19 protein-coding genes are annotated in these 18,502 nt (G+C 39.0%); 2 read left to right on the plus strand and 17 right to left on the minus strand.

The window, feature by feature from the left end; all coding sequences use genetic code 11:
• Window positions 1-57 precede the first annotated feature (57 nt).
• Window positions 58-438, minus strand: a complete 381-nt coding sequence (locus BLR54_RS11800; RefSeq protein WP_090421340.1) for a hypothetical protein — start codon at window positions 436-438, stop codon at window positions 58-60.
• Between the two features lie 662 nt (window positions 439-1,100).
• Between BLR54_RS11800 and BLR54_RS11810 the strand changes: the two genes are divergently transcribed.
• The gene (locus BLR54_RS11810) at window positions 1,101-1,763 is read left to right on the plus strand and encodes a DUF3879 family protein (protein WP_090421344.1); all 663 of its coding nucleotides are present in this window, start codon (window positions 1,101-1,103) and stop codon (window positions 1,761-1,763) included.
• Window positions 1,764-2,130: 367 nt separating this feature from the next.
• Here BLR54_RS11810 and BLR54_RS11815 read toward each other — a convergent pair whose 3' ends face one another.
• The 11 genes from BLR54_RS11815 to BLR54_RS11865 form a co-directional block, all read right to left on the minus strand.
• The gene (locus BLR54_RS11815; protein WP_090421346.1) at window positions 2,131-2,493 is read right to left on the minus strand and encodes a hypothetical protein; all 363 of its coding nucleotides are present in this window, start codon (window positions 2,491-2,493) and stop codon (window positions 2,131-2,133) included.
• A 139-nt stretch (window positions 2,494-2,632) separates the two neighbouring features.
• On the minus strand, window positions 2,633-3,964 hold the full coding sequence (locus BLR54_RS11820) for an MATE family efflux transporter (RefSeq protein ID WP_090421348.1): 1,332 nt from the start codon (window positions 3,962-3,964) through the stop codon (window positions 2,633-2,635).
• Window positions 3,945-4,415: a J domain-containing protein gene (locus BLR54_RS11825; protein ID WP_090421350.1), complete on the minus strand. Its 471-nt coding sequence runs from the start codon at window positions 4,413-4,415 to the stop codon at window positions 3,945-3,947. The genes BLR54_RS11820 and BLR54_RS11825 overlap by 20 nt, the downstream gene beginning before the upstream one ends.
• 18 nt (window positions 4,416-4,433) lie before the next feature.
• Window positions 4,434-5,636, minus strand: coding sequence for a bifunctional folylpolyglutamate synthase/dihydrofolate synthase (locus BLR54_RS11830; RefSeq protein ID WP_090421352.1), 1,203 nt, complete (start codon window positions 5,634-5,636; stop codon window positions 4,434-4,436).
• Between the two features lie 6 nt (window positions 5,637-5,642).
• Complete coding sequence (locus tag BLR54_RS11835) at window positions 5,643-6,479, minus strand: DegV family protein (RefSeq protein WP_090421353.1); 837 nt, start codon at window positions 6,477-6,479, stop codon at window positions 5,643-5,645.
• A 171-nt stretch (window positions 6,480-6,650) separates the two neighbouring features.
• Window positions 6,651-7,790, minus strand: coding sequence for a transglutaminase domain-containing protein (locus tag BLR54_RS11840; protein ID WP_090421355.1), 1,140 nt, complete (start codon window positions 7,788-7,790; stop codon window positions 6,651-6,653).
• A gap of 136 nt (window positions 7,791-7,926) precedes the next feature.
• Entirely contained in the window at window positions 7,927-8,130 is a 204-nt protein-coding gene (locus BLR54_RS11845; protein ID WP_028235478.1) for a cold-shock protein, read from the minus strand.
• 181 nt (window positions 8,131-8,311) lie between these two features.
• Window positions 8,312-9,829: an ATP-dependent Clp protease ATP-binding subunit ClpX gene (gene clpX, locus BLR54_RS11850; protein WP_090421357.1), complete on the minus strand. Its 1,518-nt coding sequence runs from the start codon at window positions 9,827-9,829 to the stop codon at window positions 8,312-8,314.
• An 18-nt stretch (window positions 9,830-9,847) separates the two neighbouring features.
• Window positions 9,848-10,819, minus strand: coding sequence for an alpha/beta fold hydrolase (locus tag BLR54_RS11855; protein ID WP_090421359.1), 972 nt, complete (start codon window positions 10,817-10,819; stop codon window positions 9,848-9,850).
• Between the two features lie 31 nt (window positions 10,820-10,850).
• Window positions 10,851-11,585: a glycerophosphodiester phosphodiesterase gene (locus BLR54_RS11860; protein WP_090421361.1), complete on the minus strand. Its 735-nt coding sequence runs from the start codon at window positions 11,583-11,585 to the stop codon at window positions 10,851-10,853.
• Window positions 11,586-11,694: 109 nt separating this feature from the next.
• Window positions 11,695-12,963, minus strand: coding sequence for an SseB family protein (locus BLR54_RS11865; RefSeq protein ID WP_090421363.1), 1,269 nt, complete (start codon window positions 12,961-12,963; stop codon window positions 11,695-11,697).
• 198 nt (window positions 12,964-13,161) lie between these two features.
• Between BLR54_RS11865 and mscL the strand changes: the two genes are divergently transcribed.
• Complete coding sequence (gene mscL, locus BLR54_RS11870) at window positions 13,162-13,608, plus strand: large conductance mechanosensitive channel protein MscL (protein ID WP_090421365.1); 447 nt, start codon at window positions 13,162-13,164, stop codon at window positions 13,606-13,608.
• On the opposite strand, the gene BLR54_RS11875 is transcribed toward mscL, so the two are convergent.
• From BLR54_RS11875 to BLR54_RS11895, 5 genes are all read right to left on the minus strand, one after another.
• Window positions 13,605-14,753: a substrate-binding domain-containing protein gene (locus tag BLR54_RS11875; protein WP_090421367.1), complete on the minus strand. Its 1,149-nt coding sequence runs from the start codon at window positions 14,751-14,753 to the stop codon at window positions 13,605-13,607. The two genes, mscL and BLR54_RS11875, sit on opposite strands and share 4 nt — an antisense overlap.
• 99 nt (window positions 14,754-14,852) lie before the next feature.
• A complete protein-coding gene (locus tag BLR54_RS11880; RefSeq protein WP_090421369.1) occupies window positions 14,853-16,220 on the minus strand; it encodes an MFS transporter in 1,368 nt (455 codons plus the stop codon).
• Between the two features lie 123 nt (window positions 16,221-16,343).
• A complete protein-coding gene (locus tag BLR54_RS11885; RefSeq protein ID WP_090421370.1) occupies window positions 16,344-16,799 on the minus strand; it encodes a hypothetical protein in 456 nt (151 codons plus the stop codon).
• Between the two features lie 233 nt (window positions 16,800-17,032).
• The gene (locus tag BLR54_RS11890; protein ID WP_090421372.1) at window positions 17,033-17,461 is read right to left on the minus strand and encodes a hypothetical protein; all 429 of its coding nucleotides are present in this window, start codon (window positions 17,459-17,461) and stop codon (window positions 17,033-17,035) included.
• 100 nt (window positions 17,462-17,561) lie between these two features.
• A complete protein-coding gene (locus BLR54_RS11895; RefSeq protein ID WP_090421374.1) occupies window positions 17,562-18,344 on the minus strand; it encodes a hypothetical protein in 783 nt (260 codons plus the stop codon).
• Between the last annotated feature and the right edge of the window lie 158 nt (window positions 18,345-18,502).

Here is an 18,502-nt window from a genome sequence, read left to right on the forward strand (position 1 = left end):
CCTTGGCGAAGATCAGTGTAACCTGTAGCAATGTATATCTTCTTAAAACTGGTAGTGTCATTGAGCATGGCTTATTGCTCCTATCAGTTTTAATAGAAACTCTTCCGAAATATCTTCTGATATTTCTATACGAGCATTGCCACAAATGATTGAAGCTACTCCATACGTTACTGGTTTTGGTTCAGTGATAGCAGGTGATATTTCAACAAAAGTAGGTTCACTAACAACCATCTGATTAGATTCATCTATAGACTGAAGCTGACCTGCGAAATAGTCCTGAACTCTTCGCATGTGATCATAGAACGTTGGTGGTTTAATATCGTGAATGGCACACCATTCACGAACTGTCATGTCTTTGGGTCTGGAATTGAAGTCTTTAACTTCTTCAACCCATTGCTGATAACGCATCTGTTTTTTTAAGGCAGCTGAATTTTTCATATGAGTATCCTCCTGTATGTTCGGGTTTTATGACTTGTATGAGAACTATGTCCATAGTTTCCATACAATCCATAGTTGTTATACAGAATTATCTCAAATCTGAACAAATGGAACGAGGTACTCATGATTTACCGTTTACTTTGTTGATAATTTTTGAAGTTATTATTAAATTGCAAATTGCAAATGAACGCTGTTAAAAAAGAGGAATATACATTTTATTACACTCTATGTATGTAGAATGATAGTTCCAAAAGGGGTACAGACAAAAATGACAGTCCTGCAAACCTCCTTTTTACTAGTGTTTGCGAATACACCCAATATTCGAGTCCCGTCTGCCGGATCAGTCGGTGCTTCTGCTTCGCAGAGGTGTCCACTGGACACCCGCACCCCGTCTCACGCTCATAATATTGGAATGTTTTTTATGGGAAAGAATTCGTTGAATAAAAGAGTAATATAGCTGAGATAACTGAATAGTGAATAATGAAACAAGGAGGGCAATGATGCTCTCCTTTAAAAGTCTAAATAAGCTATATTAAAAGATTTTGACGTACAAAAGATATTGTTTGTTTGGACTAAATTATTATTGATAAATACCGATATAGATATAGGGATGTTGTGGGCAAAAGGATTTGCTCTGTATCAACACAAGGAGGTTTATCTCTATGGGTATTACAGGAATTAATGGACATGGAGTCCAAGACAATTATCAGTATAAAACTATAAATAAAAATAGTTTGCAATATAAAGCTGCTGCCAAGGATAACCTTGCTGGAATCTTAGAAGCTGAAATGATGATGACACCAGAGCAAAAAATGCTGTATGAAATGCTCGGTGGACGTGAAGCTAACATGAGAGCGCATATGCAGTGGTATGATTCCAAAGGGAATCTATTAAATGGACCTGGTGGAGTTGCAGGAATGTCTATGGATGGAGTAAGTCTTGAAGAGGCTCATCAAATCATTGATGTTCCAGAAGAATGGAAAGAAAAGATGTTCCAAGAAACAAAGAGGCATTATATTCAAGAGAATGGTGTTTCGAATGGTGACACTACCAGACGTTCTGAGATATTCGAAGGCTATCAACGGAGCACTAGTATCAATAAACGTTTAAAGGGGACCTGGACGCTTGGTCAGTATGAGCAAGCTTATAAAATGGCTTTTTATAATGCAGTGAAAAAGGAAAATCCAAACTGGCAGATCGGTCAATCGTTTGACTCAAGTATCATAAATAAGATTTCAAGAAAAGATATCGAAGCATCACTTGTGAAAACTCAAGGTGAGTATGGTACTAATCTTGTGAGTAAAGGATTTGATATATCATTATAGATTGAGAGTCATTAGCTTGTTATTGAGCTAATGGCTCTTTTGTTAAAATATTGACTACCACGGTATCGAATTTAAAATTCAAAATTTATTATTGATAATACTTATATATAAGGATTCAATATAGGGGTACAAAAAGGGTACAGATAAAAATGACAGTCCTGCAAACCTCCTTTTTACTAGTGTTTGTGAACACACCCAATATTCGAGTCCCGTCTCGCGCTCTTTTAATACAAAAAAGTCATCCCAAATTTGGGTGACTTTTTTTGTATTAAAGAGCACTTCAATCGAGACGGGACGACCTAAATAAAAAAGCCCTAATGGCTAGCCTTCATCTAACCACTAGAGCTTCTACTCTCAATAAATTCAATTATGAATATAATCTCAATACGTTGCTTTCAACCACATTGTCAGCCTTAATCTTAAACTCGCCATTAAGGAAAGCTTCAAGCTGGCCGTAAGTGTTAATAGCTTTTCCGTTAACTAAAATGATAAATGGCTTCTGACCATCTGCATTAAGTGTCATTCTATAATCAACACGATCAAGTGCATACTCAATACCCATTTCATAAGTGCTGAAATAAGCTGTCGCATTCCCCAAAGTATGGTCTGAAGTAATCCAATACTCTTCCACCAAATTTATATTAGCATCAATCATGCTCATCTTAACAAATTTTTCTTCAACTTCTTCACGTAATAATTTATATTCTTTGTTAAGTGTTGTAAGTTCCATACTTCACCTCTTTCATACTAATTTTTCACTCTCAATTGGCAACACTTTAACATCTAAAACGTTATATGTCAACTATTATTTGAAATAAATTTATATTTTATAACGCCTCTCCTCGAAGAGAAACCTTGACACCTGAAATCTATGAATTCGCCTTTGCCCACAATCTTCTAACAGGAACCGTAAGGAAAATCGCCTTCAAAACATTATCTGCAATCATACAACACCAAACGTAAATCAAGCCCATCCCAAAGAAATGAATCCCAATGAAGGTGGATAAAATGCGAACCAGCCACATGCCACAACACTCAATAATAAATGGATAACGAGTACGCCCAAGGCCGTAATAGATACCTTCAGAAATAATATATAGGCCGAAGAAAGGCTCGTTAAAGGCAACCATTCTAAGCACAGTTGTGCCTAAAGCTATTACTTCTGGATCATTAGTGAAAAAGCCCATCAGATTTCCTGCAAAAGCGTACAGCAAAACACCGCTGATAGTCATTATTCCAATTGTAGCAATAATGCTGCTTCGACAAACTGCGCGATACTTCTCATAGTTCTGCTCACCATACGATATTCCAACCATAGTGTTAGCAGCGGATTTGAAGCCATATCCTCCAATGTAAAACAGCTCTTCTGCACCAACAGCAATACTGTGGGCAGCAAAAATTATTGTGCCCATATGAGACACTAATCCTGCAAAGACCACGTATCCTGAGGTGGAAGCCACATTTATCAAAAGCACTGGCAACGCCAGCTTCCACATACGGGTCACACTTTCTTTGTCAATCTCAAAGAATTTTCCTTCGAACCTAAACTCTTTATGCTTTAAGAAGGCTATAAGGGTACACACACCTCCAGCCACGGCTGCGATACAGGTGGCATAAGCAGCTCCATCTACTCCCAATGCAAACCAATAGATAAAAACATAATCTAATACCACGTTTAAAAGATTGGCCCCAATGCCTATGTACATAGGGGTTTTGGTATCTTTGGTGGCACGGATAGCCGAGGCAAGTACAATATTCAAGGATTTGAATACTATAGGTACTGATACCCAAAAGAAGTAGCGAGTTGCAGCCTCAGAGATAGCCTCAGAAGCTCCCATCCATCCTGCCACGAAAGGACAGCAAACAAGACAAATAGCCTCAACAACTACACCAACACCCACAGCAAAAAAAAGGCTCAGTTTTGCCACCTGAGATATCTTATGAGACTCTCCTGCGCCAATAGCCTGAGCTATCTGTGTCATTGCTCCAACACCAAAAGCAACTGGTATGCTACCAATGAGCCAAGTAATAGTCGTTGATGTTGAAACGGCGGCTGTAGCGTTAGCCCCTAAGTGCCCTACCATAGCTGTATCTACATACTGCATAAGAACAGACAGAATCTGCTCTAACATGGTAGGTAATGCAACCATTACAACCGACCAAAATATATTTACTGTGAGATTATTCTTTTTTATCCTCATTATCCTTCCCTAGTCCGTTAGCCCAAATCATGGACTGAATAGCTCTGGCTGCCCTGATTGCATCAATGGCCTCCATAGCTCGTTTATAGTCTGCCTCCTGCTTTTCGTACATTGCAGAAAGATCCTTTTGCTTCTGTTCAAACTCCTGAGCCTTACGCTTTTTCTGCTTTTCCATCTTCTTTTGAAAGGCAGCATAGTCAGCGTTGCTTGAAGAGTATCTTGAAGTGGTTCTTCCTACCACCTTTGAATGAGTTAAAGGTCGCTGACCCGCATCTGCACAAAGAAACTGATAGGCCTCAACAATTTTATTGTAAAGGGTGGCATCATCACTACCAGTTACATCTGGATGACAACGTTTTACCAAATCCTTATAGGCCATTTTTATCTTTTCCTGAGATGCATTTGGCCCTAATCCAAGGGTCCTAAGTGCTTCTGTGCGCGTTTTAATCATAACCCAATTCCCCGTCTATTAATAATCCTTCAATACTTCTCCAATAAAGTAAAGAGAACCGAAAACTATAGTCCTAAGGCCTGTTTCCACAGATAAATCCCGGGCCTGCTCATAAGAGATGCAGGACTTTGCGTTGATGGATAAATCCGATAACTCTTCTGCCAATTTCTTAGCCTGAAGGGCTCTATCCGAATCCACAGTAACTGTAAATATAGATTCTGCCACTGGGCTGATTATCTGAGCCATCTCCACATAATCTTTATCTGCCATTACTGCCATTATAAATGAAAATCTCTCATTTGGAAATTCCGCAGTCAAACTATCATAGAGAGCCCTCACTCCAGAAGGATTATGGGCCCCATCCACCAAAATATAAGGCTTACGGGATATGATTTGCATCCTTCCAGGCCATTTGGCATTTGCAAGACCATCTGCAATCGTCTGATTATCTATATTAATTTGCAAACATTTAACTGTTTCCACAGCAACTGCCGCATTTTTGCGCTGATATTCACCAAATAATCCCAATTCTTGATTTTTGTCCACAGAAGTAGCTTTAATAAGGTTACAGCCAAGTTCCTGACAACGATTTTCAATTACTGTCTCTGCCTCAGAATCCATCTGACCAATTACAACTGGCACTCCCTTCTTAATTATGCCAGCTTTCTCCCCTGCAATGGCACCAAGAGTGTTCCCCAAGTACTGAGTGTGCTCTAAGCCAATAGAGGTGATACAACAAACCTCTGGCCGCTGCGCCAAGCCGTTAGTAGAATCTTTTGTCCCCCCCAGGCCAGTTTCAAGAACTATATAGTCCACCTGCTGTTCCTTAAAGTAGATCAAGGCCATAGCTAGCCAGTAATCAAACATTGTAGGCTCTAGCTCTAGCTTAATATCCAGAAGCTGCCCACCAATTCGTGTAACATCCTCCCTGGATATCTGTTTGCCATTTATCTGAATTCGCTCTGTATAATCTATTAAGTGTGGTGATGTAAACAATCCCACCTTAAAAGGATTTTCAGACGCAAAAGAAGCAGCCTGTAAGATACTACTCACAAAAGCTGCTACTGAACCTTTGCCATTGGTTCCAGCAATGTGGATGATATGCTTACCCATTTCTGGATGCCTTAAGACCTCCATGAATTCTGTAGTAACATCTCGCCCACATGCCTTACCAAATCGGCGTTTATTATCAATTGTATTTACTATCTGTTCGTATGTCATGCTTAATTATACGACCAAAATTACTCCACCATCATTTGCATACATAGTGCTGACGCCACGCATGTCTACAATGAAGATATCCTTAAAGTTGGCCAACGACTCCATTTTTTTCTTTAATGATAGAGCACGTTCTGGACAGTTGCAATGAGAAATTGCAACAATACGCTCTTCGCAATTTGTAGTAACATCCATAACACACTTTGTCATCTTATCGATGGTCTGAGCCATGCCACGTCCCTTTGCAAGCTGTTGGATATATCCAGTGTCTGTGGAGCCCATAACAGGCTTGATATTAAGAGTGTCTGCAATAACTGCCTTGAGACCTGATAAACGTCCAGACTTTCTAAAAGTCTCGAGTGTCTCAAGTACAAAGAAGGTATGCTGCTGCTCGATATAAGCATCAACAGCCTCAACAACCTGTTCAAAAGACATTCCTGCATTCTCACACTCTGCAATTTTCATAGCAATAAGTGTCTCACCAATGGATGCTGACTTTGAATTGAAAATATGGATGTTCTTAGAATCATCCTCTTCCTCAAACAAATCCTTTCCAAGACAAGCACTGTTGTAAGAACCTGAAAGCTCTGCTGATAATGTAACAACATAGATATTATCTGCATCACATTCCATCTCAAGCATATATGCATTTGGCGATGGACACGCTGACTTTGGTGCGTTAGGGCTGGCCTTTACCTTCTGGATGAAGCTAGCCTGATCAAAAGTCTCGTCATCGATTATCTGCTCATCATCTATTTCTAAAGTAAGTGGAACATTAACAAAGCGGCCGTCAGCTTTCATCTCCTCTGTAAGCTCTCCACAACTGTCTAAAATGATTTTATACATGGTAATCCTCCGAATAAATAATGGATAGCTTCTTTTAGGCAGTACAATACTCTGCCGACAAGAAGTCATAATTATCCTCGAGAAGATTATAGCACTAGGCCTTTTCCACGTAAATAGTTTTTATTATTTCAACATGTAGTATTTAAAACCACATGTGTCAAAAATCGCGCATTACCACTGAATTGTTAGTACATTTGCGTTCTCATCTAGTAAATAATAGACAGATATTTGGCCCTGAATGTAGTCTGATAGGTGATTATCATCTATAAAAAAGCTTATTACCCTAGAATATAGGTCAGAACTGCTAAATTTTAATGAAATCTCCTTATCACCGGCATTATAGGACTGAGCAAGTCGATTTCCAATGGCATCCACCCCAAACCAATCATAATATAACCCCTGATGAACAAAGTAATTATCAACGTTTGAAAGGCATTCTGGTACCTCAAAAGAAGATGTAATTACATGGTTCTGGCTTATCTCCTCTGTGGTCATGGCCAAATACGCATAGTTTACACGCTTTGTTTTTTCATTGTTGCCATTGAGATAACGGCTATTTCCCCAAGTTACATCCATATAGTAATAAGCGCCGTCCAAATATACCAGGTTCCAGGCATGGCTTTCTCCATTCGCTGTTCCTGTGATAACAGTGCTCTTTATTCCAAGCTTTTCCAACAAGTACCAGGCAGCATCTGCATACCCCTGACAAACTGTAGACTGATAAAGGAAAACACTAAGAATATTCTGATTTTCAGGGCTTTCTGTATCATAATCTACCTTTTGAATCAAGGTTTCAAAAACATAGAGAGCCTTATCAAAATCGCTAGCATCCTGACTTATTCCAGAAAGCCACTCATTTGCAGTTTCCTCAATGGTAGCCTTGTAAATGTCACGCTGTTCCTTTGACACTGTATATTTAGGCAGAAACTCCACACCATCCACAGACTCTCCAGAGGTGTAGGTGTTGTACTGATAACCACTTACCCAAAACAAGTCACCATAGTCTGCCATAACTGCTTCGTAGGCCCTTTGTAATACAGAACTGCTTTTGGTAGAGACTGTAATCTTGTCATCATATTCGTTTATACAATTGTAGATTTGGTCATATGTTTGTTTCTCTTCGTCTGACAGCTGTTGATATGCATATCTATCATAAGATACGCTTTCCACCACAACAGGCTCATCCAACATTGGACTAATCACTTCATCCGACTTGTACCTATTCAGGACATAGCAGCCCAAAACAAAAATAACACTGGCCAATATAAGTGAAATTAAAGTAGATATAAATGCTCTAATTAATCGTTTCAAAAATCCTCCTAAAAAAAAGCAGCGTAATCAAAACAATTACGCTGCCTCTCCCCTTAATCATCTTTGTATTGCCTTAAAGCCTGTTTTTCATAACACAACCAAAGGTATCCCAAACTTATGATTAAATGAATTCTGATTAACGTACAACTGTTACGTTAACAGCCTGTGGTCCCTTTGCTCCGTCAGTTACTTCGTACTCAACTGTAGCGCCCTCTTCAAGAGTCTTGAACCCCTCAGAATTAATTCCGCTGAAATGAACGAATACATCGTTACCAGCCTCGTCTGAAATAAAACCGTAGCCCTTAGAATTGTTGAACCACTTAACTGTACCTTTGCTCATGCTAAAGTACCTCCAATATATTACTTGCCAAACCCTATGTTCGACTAGATTTAGTGTAACAGAACGCTTTATCAAAGTAAAGGAAATGTCCGAATATTTTGAACAAATTTTCCAAAACGTTACTTATTCACCATTAATTTCAAATGCCCATCGGAGAACATAACTTCAACATACAAATATTTTAATTTGCTGCAGCTTTTTCAGGTATCATTCCTGCAGTACGAACCAGGATTCTAGGTCCACCTTTTTTCTCAATATAGTCTTCTGTAATGATGACTTGACCTATATTATCATCCTTTGGAATCTCGTACATAATATCAAGCATGAACTCTTCTATGATTGAACGAAGACCTCTTGCACCAAGTTTTTTATCAAGAGCCTTTCGTGCAATTGCATGAAGCGCCTCATCCTCAAATTCAAGCTTAACTTCATCAAGTTCAAGAAGCTTTGCATACTGCTTTATGATAGCGTTTTTTGGCTCCCTAAGAATACGAACCAACATATCCTCATCTAACATCTCTGTAGCAAAGACAATTGGAAGACGTCCAATAAACTCAGGAATCATACCAAACTCTCTTAAATCTTCTACAGTAACCTTCTGAAGGATATTTTTATCATCATCATATTTATCCTTCAAATCTGCCATGAAGCCCATAGATGAATGCTTGTTTAATCTTGCCTTGATGATCTCGTCCATAGCTGGGAACGCACCACCACAGATAAAAAGGATATTTCTAGTATTGATTGTAGTGGTAGGAACCATAGCGTTCTTGCTGGAAGCACCGATTGGAACCTCAACATCTGCGCCCTCAAGGAGCTTAAGCATACCCTGCTGAACAGACTCACCACTAACATCACGCTGATTTGTATTTTTCTTTTTTGCCAGCTTATCAATCTCATCGATAAAGATGATACCCTGCTGACAACGCTCAACATCGTTTCCTGCTGCTGCAAGAAGCTTGCTGACAACTGACTCAATATCATCACCGATGTAGCCTGCTTCTGTAAGAGAAGTAGCATCAGTGATAGCAAGAGGTACATCCAAAAGTTTTGCAAGAGTACGAACTAAATAAGTCTTTCCCGAACCTGTTGGTCCCAGCATAAGCATATTAGACTTTTCGATTTCAATATCGTCCATAGTACCTGTAGCAACACGCTTGTAATGGTTGTAAACAGCTACTGACATTACCTTTTTAGCATAATCCTGACCTACTACATACTCATCAAGCTTTTCCTTGATTTTGTGAGGTGGGATGATGTTGTTGATATCGATGGCTGGCTCAGGTCTCTTCTCATCCTGCTTTGCAGTAGATGAACCGTGGGCGTTTTTCACCTTAGGGCCTTCTCCAAAAAGATTACCCAAGTTCAAAAAGCTGATATTTGGCATTTTGCTCATATCCACGTTGCTCTTTGAATTGTCGCCTCCGCCAAAGCCAAAGTTGCCCATGGAATCGAAGGTCTTCTGCATACAATCTGAGCAAACACCCATACCAGGTGCCATCTTAATAAGTGGACCACAGATTGTATCTGGTCTACGACACATATAGCAAAATTCTGTTGGCTTTTTTTCTTTATTTTCATCATTGGTCTCGGAGCTGTTGTGTCCGCTTCCGTTTGTGACCTCTTCAATTACTTCGTCTGAAATATCTGTTCCATTTGAGTTTTCTGGATCAAACTCTCTAAAATCCTGATCTGACATATAAATCTCCTTACCCATTTACGGGTTTTTGTAAAAATCAAACACTGTCTTGTAGTATTCAAGGATAATATCATCAGTGGCATTGAAAATCTCGTGCTTTGCACCCTCAAAACGAATGAGCTTGCAATTTGCTGCCGCTTCAGAAAACTTACCTTGGCCCTCAGGAGCAACAAGTGAATCCTGTGACGCTTGCATTAGTATAACAGGAATTTTTACTAAATGGGCGTTTTTAAGAATTTTTTTATAAACATTAAAAGCCTCTCGTCCCCAACCGAAGGTAGCCCCACTTGTTCTGTAATGAGGTTCCTCCTCTCGAAGGTTAAAGACATAGTCGTATCTAGGCTTTGACATCATAGAACACCGAGGATATTTGTAGGTGCTGTTGTAGTCGTGATGACCTGGCAAATATAGCTTGTTTATTATAGGAAGACCAGAAATCTTGCAAACCAAAGCTAGCAAAAACTTGTGACTAGTGTTTACCTTAAGCTGAAGCATAGGTGATGTTAGTACTGCTTTTTTGAAAACATCTGGATGTTTTTCCAAATACATTGCGCCTACACCGCCACCCATAGAATGAGCGAACAGATAGAGATTCTCTGTTAAGCTCTCTGGTATTACAATCTTCTCAATGAATAGGTTGAAATCAGAGATATAATCCTCAAAGTGCTTTACGTGAACCTTTGAAAAACCCTCTACAAGCCTATCTGAGAAGCCATGTCCTCTGTGTTCTATGATGAACACCGAATATCCCATTTCATAAAAATAATATAAAAGCTCATCGTATTTCGGAATAAACTCACAGAACCCATGGGAGATTACAATAGCAGCCTCCTCCTTAGGATTCACCATAAACCTGTAATGGAGTTTCAAGCCATCTTTTGCTGTAATATACCCCTCTTTAGAATGTTCATTTAGAAAAGGGAGGATTTCGCCTTCCATTTTCTTGGCAAAATCCTCTTCCTTTATAATTAAGTCTTCAATTAATTTCATAGTAGCCCCTCGAAAAGCTAGGTGATAAATTCTAAGCTCTACTGTTTACTATTTCTAATGCTACATCTGGATAATTTGTAATGATTCCATCCAGGCCCATATCACAGGCCATTTTCATATAATCCTTTGTGTTGATGGTCCATGAATTGATTTTTAAACCAAGCTCATGAGCACGCTCTACAAAGTTTGGATACTGAACATTAAAATATGCTGGGTGCAAAGCCTCAACACCGTGCTCTTTACCATATTCTGGCATATTCAGAATACCATCCTTGTAAAGGAAGCCTGTGCGAGCACTAGGATCCAGTTCCTTTATTTTCATTATAGAGTAATGATTGAAGGATGAGTATAAAACCCTATCCTCCATACCAAATTCCTTTGTCATAGCAAGGATATCAGCCTCGATGTTGTCATAGAAAATAACACCTGTCTTAATCTCGATATTAATCATAAGATCAGTTGGCTTAATCAGCTCAAAAACCTCTCGCATTGTAGGAATGTCAGCATGCTTACACTCTGGATGTGTAGAGTTGTAGTTGAATTTTCTAAGCTCCTCTAAAGTGTAGTCAGCAACGTTGCCTTTGCCGTTTGAGGTTCTATCGATTTTTTCATCGTGGATAACCACCAGCTGTCCATCCTTTGTCTTGTGGATATCAAGCTCTATTCCGTCTGCTCCCATTTCCACAGCCTTCTCAAATGCTGGCATAGTGTTTTCTGGAAGATAACCGCTGGCGCCTCTGTGTGCCCATACTAAAGGTCTATTCATATTGGTGCCTCTATTTCTGATACCTCGTAGATTGTAAAATCCTACACGTATCCTTTTAAGTAATAACCTTGTTCTATAAAATCTGCGCTTCATAATACCTTTGAAGTCCTTACTTTGTATAAATCAACATCTGTTCCTGGTGCTGATTTACCACATCATCAATTGCTGGAATTGAACCCTTGATTGCATATTCAATCTGAGTGATTTCATGAGCCAATGGATTTAATTCCTGATAAATTGCCTCCATGTGTCCCTTCATATCATCCTTTGCATAATCCTGTGGGAACTCAAGGACCACAAGATGACGAACCACCTTTGTCTCCTCCTCAATCTTTGTAAGGAAAGAAATTGAGTGAATTTCCTGATGTGACTGTCCATACTCTACTAGCTTCTGACGGATAGCATCATTCTCCTCACATACCTTTGGTACTCCAAGAAGAATTTTCTGTCCAGCCTTAATCTTCTGCTCCTGGACATTTGCCTGTCCCTCTGGTGCAGGATTCTTTGGGCCAAACTCTGCCTGGTATCCTGGTGTGCCAGTGATTGTATCAAGATATGGAACTGGCAATGTGCAAGGAATCTTGTTGAATGGATTGATTGCAATACCAGCGTAAGCACCGCCACGCTTAAGCATAGCGTAAACATCCTGGAAAGTAAGAACCTGAGTGTGAATTCTCTCGCCATTCTTTGCTAAGCCTTCCCAATTGCGAAGTGAAGTCCAGTCTGTAAACAATGGAAGAACCATGCTCTCTGAACCCTCTGGTGTGCCAGCAAGCTTTACTGTTGACTTGAGCATGTAGAAGCCAATCTTTGTATCCTTTTTAATAACAGCAACGCCCTGCTCATTAACCTCTGGAGCAATGTCCATCTTGATAGGTGTAATGAAACGAGCATGGCTTACCCAATATGCAACTGCTGCATGGAAAACATTGTCTTCAGCATGTACCTGTAAACCGTTGATAATTCCAGCAAGAGCAGGATTTTCAACAGATACCTTTGGATCAAGCTTTTCCTGTGGAGCAATATTTGTGACGATAGCGTATTTCTTAACATTTGCATCATCTGGAAGTGTAAGCTGAAGGGAAACAGCTGTATCCTCTGCTTCGTTTACAATAGTGCTACGACCATCAACAGTAGCCTCGATTGCCTGTACCTCACACTGGATTGGCTGTGTTGCCGCCATGCAAACATATACCTTGTCGCCCTTTGCAATCTTTCCAAAAAGCTGACCTGTAACAATGCTGCCATTACCATCAAGCATGCTGGTAACGCCTTCTATAAGAACGTGAAATCTTCTTCCTGCATCAACAGTTGATGTAACATCAGTATCTTCTACAGCAATATTCTCTTCTGTCTTTTTCTTGTCAAATAAACCCATAACATAATCTCCTAGTTTTATATATTCCTACTTAGACATAGTAATGATATTATAGCCTACTTGACCTATAAATAAAACCTGACAAACTAAGGTATTTGTCTTTGTTGAATAATTTTAATGAATTACTTTTTATTTAATAATGATACTGCTACAATATATAAAGTTAGATGAATAATTCACACATAAAGGGAGGTAGTCATGAGCGAAAAAAAAGGTTTCGTTACAGAATTTAAAGATTTCATCATGCGTGGAAACGTGATGGATATGGCTGTCGGTGTTATCGTTGGTGGCGCTTTTACTGCTATCGTAACATCTCTAAACGAGGATATTCTCACACCAATCCTTGGGATATTTGGTGGTACAGACTTCTCGCAGTTAAAGGTTACACTTGGAACAGGTGAAAATGCACCTACACTTCTATATGGAAATTTCATCACTGCAATAATCAATTTCCTTATTACAGCACTTGTTATTTTCTGCATCATTAAGGGACTTAACAGAGCTACAGAAAGAGCTACTGCTCTTGTAAAGAAAAATAAAGAAGAAGCCGAAGCAGCAGCTCCAACCGAAAAGGATTGTCCTTACTGCTTCAGCAAAATAAATATCAAAGCAACTCGCTGCCCACACTGTACAGCACAGCTTTAATTCAGTAATTGTAAACGCGCAGGATCATCTTCAAAGACCTCCTGGGCGTTTTCTTTTGTCACAAGCACTGGTGGTAATTCATAGATTGGCACTACAATTCGTCCATTTCCTGCAGATGCACTGGTACCTGGCATACCCTTTCCAGCCTGAAGAGAGTTTATAATCTCCATTGTCTTTTTAACCAATCCACTTGTAGGCTTTGCCACCGTTGAATACTGGCGGCCTTGCCATACCCACTTTACAGATTCATCCTCAGCATCAAGTCCCGAAACCACAGGCACCTGCTGTCCAGCATTTTCGCATTCTATCACTACTGTTCTAGCGATACCATCATTTGGACAAAGAACTCCAGCTATATCTTTATCAGAATAATGATCCTTCAATAACTTATCTATTCTTTCCCTCGCCTTTTCGTTGTTCCAGCCTTCAGTTGCACAGGTTTCAAAATCAGTCTCCCCTGAAACCACTACTATAGTTCCATCATCAATCATTGGTTGAAGGATAGCCATTGCACCTTTAAAGAAGTTTGGTGCGTTTGGGTCAGTTGGACTTCCACCGAACAACTCTATATTGTATGGACCTTCACCTTTAAGTTTTTCCAAGCCCTCCAAAAGAGCTTTTGCTTGAATTTCACCGGTTTTTAAACTACTATACTGAACTACACCATCTACACCGGTTGTCTCTTCTAAAATGCGATCATATCCAATAATATATATTCCTTGTGATTTAGCCTTTTCAAGAACCTCGCTTAGCCTGGTGCTATCCACAGGACCAACAACAATAACCTTTGCACCCTCATCTATCATGGACTGAATTTGCTCTTGTTGAGTTTCCACCTTCTGATCAGCCTGCTTGATTATTGGTGTGTAACCAGCTGCTGTAAGCTCATCTGTAAACATAGTTTGAGCCTCAGTCCAGTTCTGGGTTCCAAGCCATGGAAGAGATACTCCAATGATTGAATCCTTTTCAAAACCTGGATATTCCTCCTTATCTTCGATATTGGCATTCTCATCTGTTTGAACTTCAGTTTTAGACTCTTCCTTCTCTTCAGTGGCTGAGGAGTTTTCCGTATTTCCGCAACCACTCATCAAAGTAACGCCCATAAACATAACAAGTATCAAAGACAAAAAGCTTTTTTTAATCATCTAACCTTCCCTCCTTAGATGAAAAAAACACATCTCATTAGTGTAATTCTACCAACAAGATGTGTTTTTGTTATGTTTATTTATTATAAAATTCGGTCTCTAGATTTCGTCGCTCCCCTTAAGCTCTCTGATGGTACTAAGAATCTTTTTCTCATTGAAGGTGAAGAAGATGCAGGCACCAATGAAGCAGGTGATAAAGGCGATAAGTGCTGTAGTTCTGTAGCTTTGCTTTGTTCCAGAAACAGTAACAGATGTGAATACAACCATAGCAATAGCTTGGCCCATCTTGAAAGCAAAGGTACGAGCTGCAAAGAACATACCACTTCTGTCTTCACCTGTCTCAAGTCTGGTAAGCTCGGCAACGTCAGCAACACAAGCCTGTGGCAAAATACCAAGGATTGCCATAGGAATGGCAGCTGTAACTGCTACGATAAAGCCCCAGTGAAGTCCCACACCACACATTGTAGTGATAAGGAAAACTACACTGTATGCAAAGAAACCTATGATAATAAGCTGCTTCTTTCCAATTTTCTTTGCAAGGATATTTACAACCGGATACAAGCAAACACTAATGAAAGTCATTGTTGCTGTAAGCAGGAAGGTGTATGTATCTTCGATTTCCATAAGCTGTGTCTCATAAAAAGCAAGACCTGTCTGGAAAAGGGTAAGCGCGAAGAAGTAAATCACATCACTGGCAACAAAGCGTCTAAACTGGCCGTTTGAGAAAGTCTTAACAAGTGATTTGAAAGGCTTTGTGTCACTAGGCTTGCTGTCGATGTAGTCGCGTTCATTAATGTAAAACGCTGGGAACAACATGGCAAGACAAGCGATTGTGGCCATAATTGCAACAGCCATTCTGATACCACCTGCCTGACCAAAGGAACCCGTAAGAGCTCCTGCAAGATTTGGAAGCAAGAATGAAATTGACTGACCAACAATAAAGGTAAGGGAAATGTAAGTACTAACATTAATTCTGTGGCGCTGTGTGTCACCAAGCTCTGCAATAAGAGCATTGTATGGTGTGCAGAACATAGTCATAAACAGATAGAACACCATCAAAAGAATGAACAATGCAGTATCATTCAGCCCCTGATTTGAAGTCTGTGGAATTGTGAAAAGACCAATTGTACAAAGAGCAAATGGAATAGCCATAACACGCATGAAAGGAATACGGCGGCCTCCTTTATAATTGCTTCTGTCAGACCAACCTGCAATAAGTGGGTCTGTCACAGCATCAAATATACGACCAACTGCAAGCACAAGGCCAAACAGTGTAAGCTTAAAAAAGATTGGATTCTGTGTGATGCCTGCAGCAAAAATACCAGTGTTTGGATTCTGCTCAGATGGTGTGCCTGTGTAGTAATAAACCATCCAGTTTGATACCACACCTGAAAGCAAGCTCCAGCCAAACTGCCCCAGGGCAAATATCCATAACAGCTTGTTTGTAATTGGTTTTAGTTGTTTCATTGAAAAATCCCCCTAATGTAAAACCTTATTAATAAAAAAGCAGCTTAACACTACATATTATGACTTCTTGCTGGCAGAACAAGGAATTGCCAGCAAGAATCTATAGTAATTAGGCTACTTTGATTATACCTTATAAGGAACTGAGTTTTCAAGTTTTAGTTTCCTATTGCATAAACCTGTCTCATTCTCTAAAATGTTTCCAGATTTATTATCAGCTTTTACCTCATAATTGAAGGCTCGAGCTTCATAAACACTGCAGTAATAGGAACCATCTTCCTGTTTAATAATATTGCAGCATCCATATGTAGTTGAATAATTGTCTATGCAGTAAATACCACTGTAATCAGGCTTGCCATCATCTATTGATGGATATTCTTTATGTTCAAAAGACACTTCTACAAAATCATTAAAGTCATCAAGCACATTTACAATTTCTTCTTTTACTTGATCTTGTGTGTCTTCTGCAATTTCTTCCACATCGGTTTTAGATTCCTTATCATCAGATTCTAATTGCTTTTGTCCGCCACAACTAGTGGTTATCAACATCATAATAACTAGTAAACATATCTGCTTCTTCATTTCTACCTCTTAAAAAAAATTATTCTCTACAATAATAAAGAAAAAGAACGAGCAACCCGCTCCATATTATATGACTCGCGGTAAAAAACCCGTTCCCAAAGAAATCTTATTTACTTAATCATCAGAATCGATATGAGTCTTAACCTTATCCACTGTTGGTTTTAATACTAATCTACATGCTTATATACGTCAATAATAAACTTTATTCTTCTATATACAATCAATTTTCAGTCTCATCTGAGCTGTTCAACTTCATAAGCAGAAATATCTTCAAGAGCATACACAACACTCTCATCTGTAATGATAAATCTACTATTATCCATCTCAAAATATGTGAAGGTTACACCACTTACGTCAAAACGCTCAGCATAGGTTGTCCCTGTCATTGTTTTAGGAGTAACTGTGTAGGTGCCATAGAATTTGGTATTACCATCACGAATAAATGCGATGTCTTTCTTTCCATTATTATAAAGTGCAAGAACCATTTCCTGTCCATCATCACTCTTTCCATATACTCCAGTTACAAACTGTGATTCCTTCACAGAAAAAGATGAAACCTGAGCCGCGTATACTGTGCACGTCGTCCCCTTGAAAAAAATTCCCATACCAAAGATAATTACTGTAGCTAATAATGTTCCCCTAAACTTGGATAGTTTTTTCATTATTTCCATCCTCCTTTTCTTTATTTACGATAGGGTCATATTAGCACTGTAAATATCACATTCGTGTCACAGGAATTTTTTCTTGTTATTGTTCTGTGATTTAGTCTTCTACTTCAAGCTTCCTAATCTTGTATCCAAATATACAGTCATAAGTTTTTATACTTGCTGGTTCTCCATATTCAACATTTTTCCATACATTTCTAGATACTTGAAAGTTCTCCGCATCCCCATTATCGTGCCTTATTTCGACACTGTAGGTTATTGAACTAGATCTTCGACTATGATGTACACTCTTATCTCTCTCAATTACTTTAACAGTTTCGGTTGTTGGTCTACCATCTGTAAAAACCATTCCTACTCCAACAGATGATATTCCCACACAGATTACTCCTATGATTAGGACAAGCCACACAGCATCAAAAAAATCATCTATATACCGATTCTTAACCTTCACAACATATATTCTGAACAAAGAAGCTAGTATATATAAGCAGACCGTAGCAAAAATTACAAACAGCAAACGGTTTGTCCCACCTTCCACATCCATGGCTAAACTAAATTTGAATAAAATGGAAAAATTAGCAATAACAGCCACAACTCCAGCTATACTAATTAAGCCATGATGATCACTGACACTATTACTAAACTCCCAAAAGTTTTTAAAGGACATTACTCTAAAAGCGCACAACAATGGATACCAAATGACCATTGTTTGTAACACATCCCAATCACCAAAGAAATAATCTATTATTGCAATTACGCCAACAATAATATGAAAAATAGTAATTGGGACTACCATTCCTTGATAATACTTAGGAGCTAGTCTATTTTTCTTTCTTTTTGGTTCCTCGCGCTTAGGTTCCTTTATCAGCTTGTTAGACAATGCACCAGTCTCCTTCTAAAATAGGCTCTTTTATATATCACAAATCTAATTATACGAAAATAGTATGAAAATATGGATATTTATTGAATCAAACTGTTTTTGTAATCCGCCATAACTTTTTAAACCCATCGAATTCGATAAGTTTAAGATTTAAAATA

Origin of the sequence: Pseudobutyrivibrio sp. YE44 (assembly GCF_900104335.1) — a bacterium.
Lineage (GTDB): Bacteria > Bacillota > Clostridia > Lachnospirales > Lachnospiraceae > Pseudobutyrivibrio.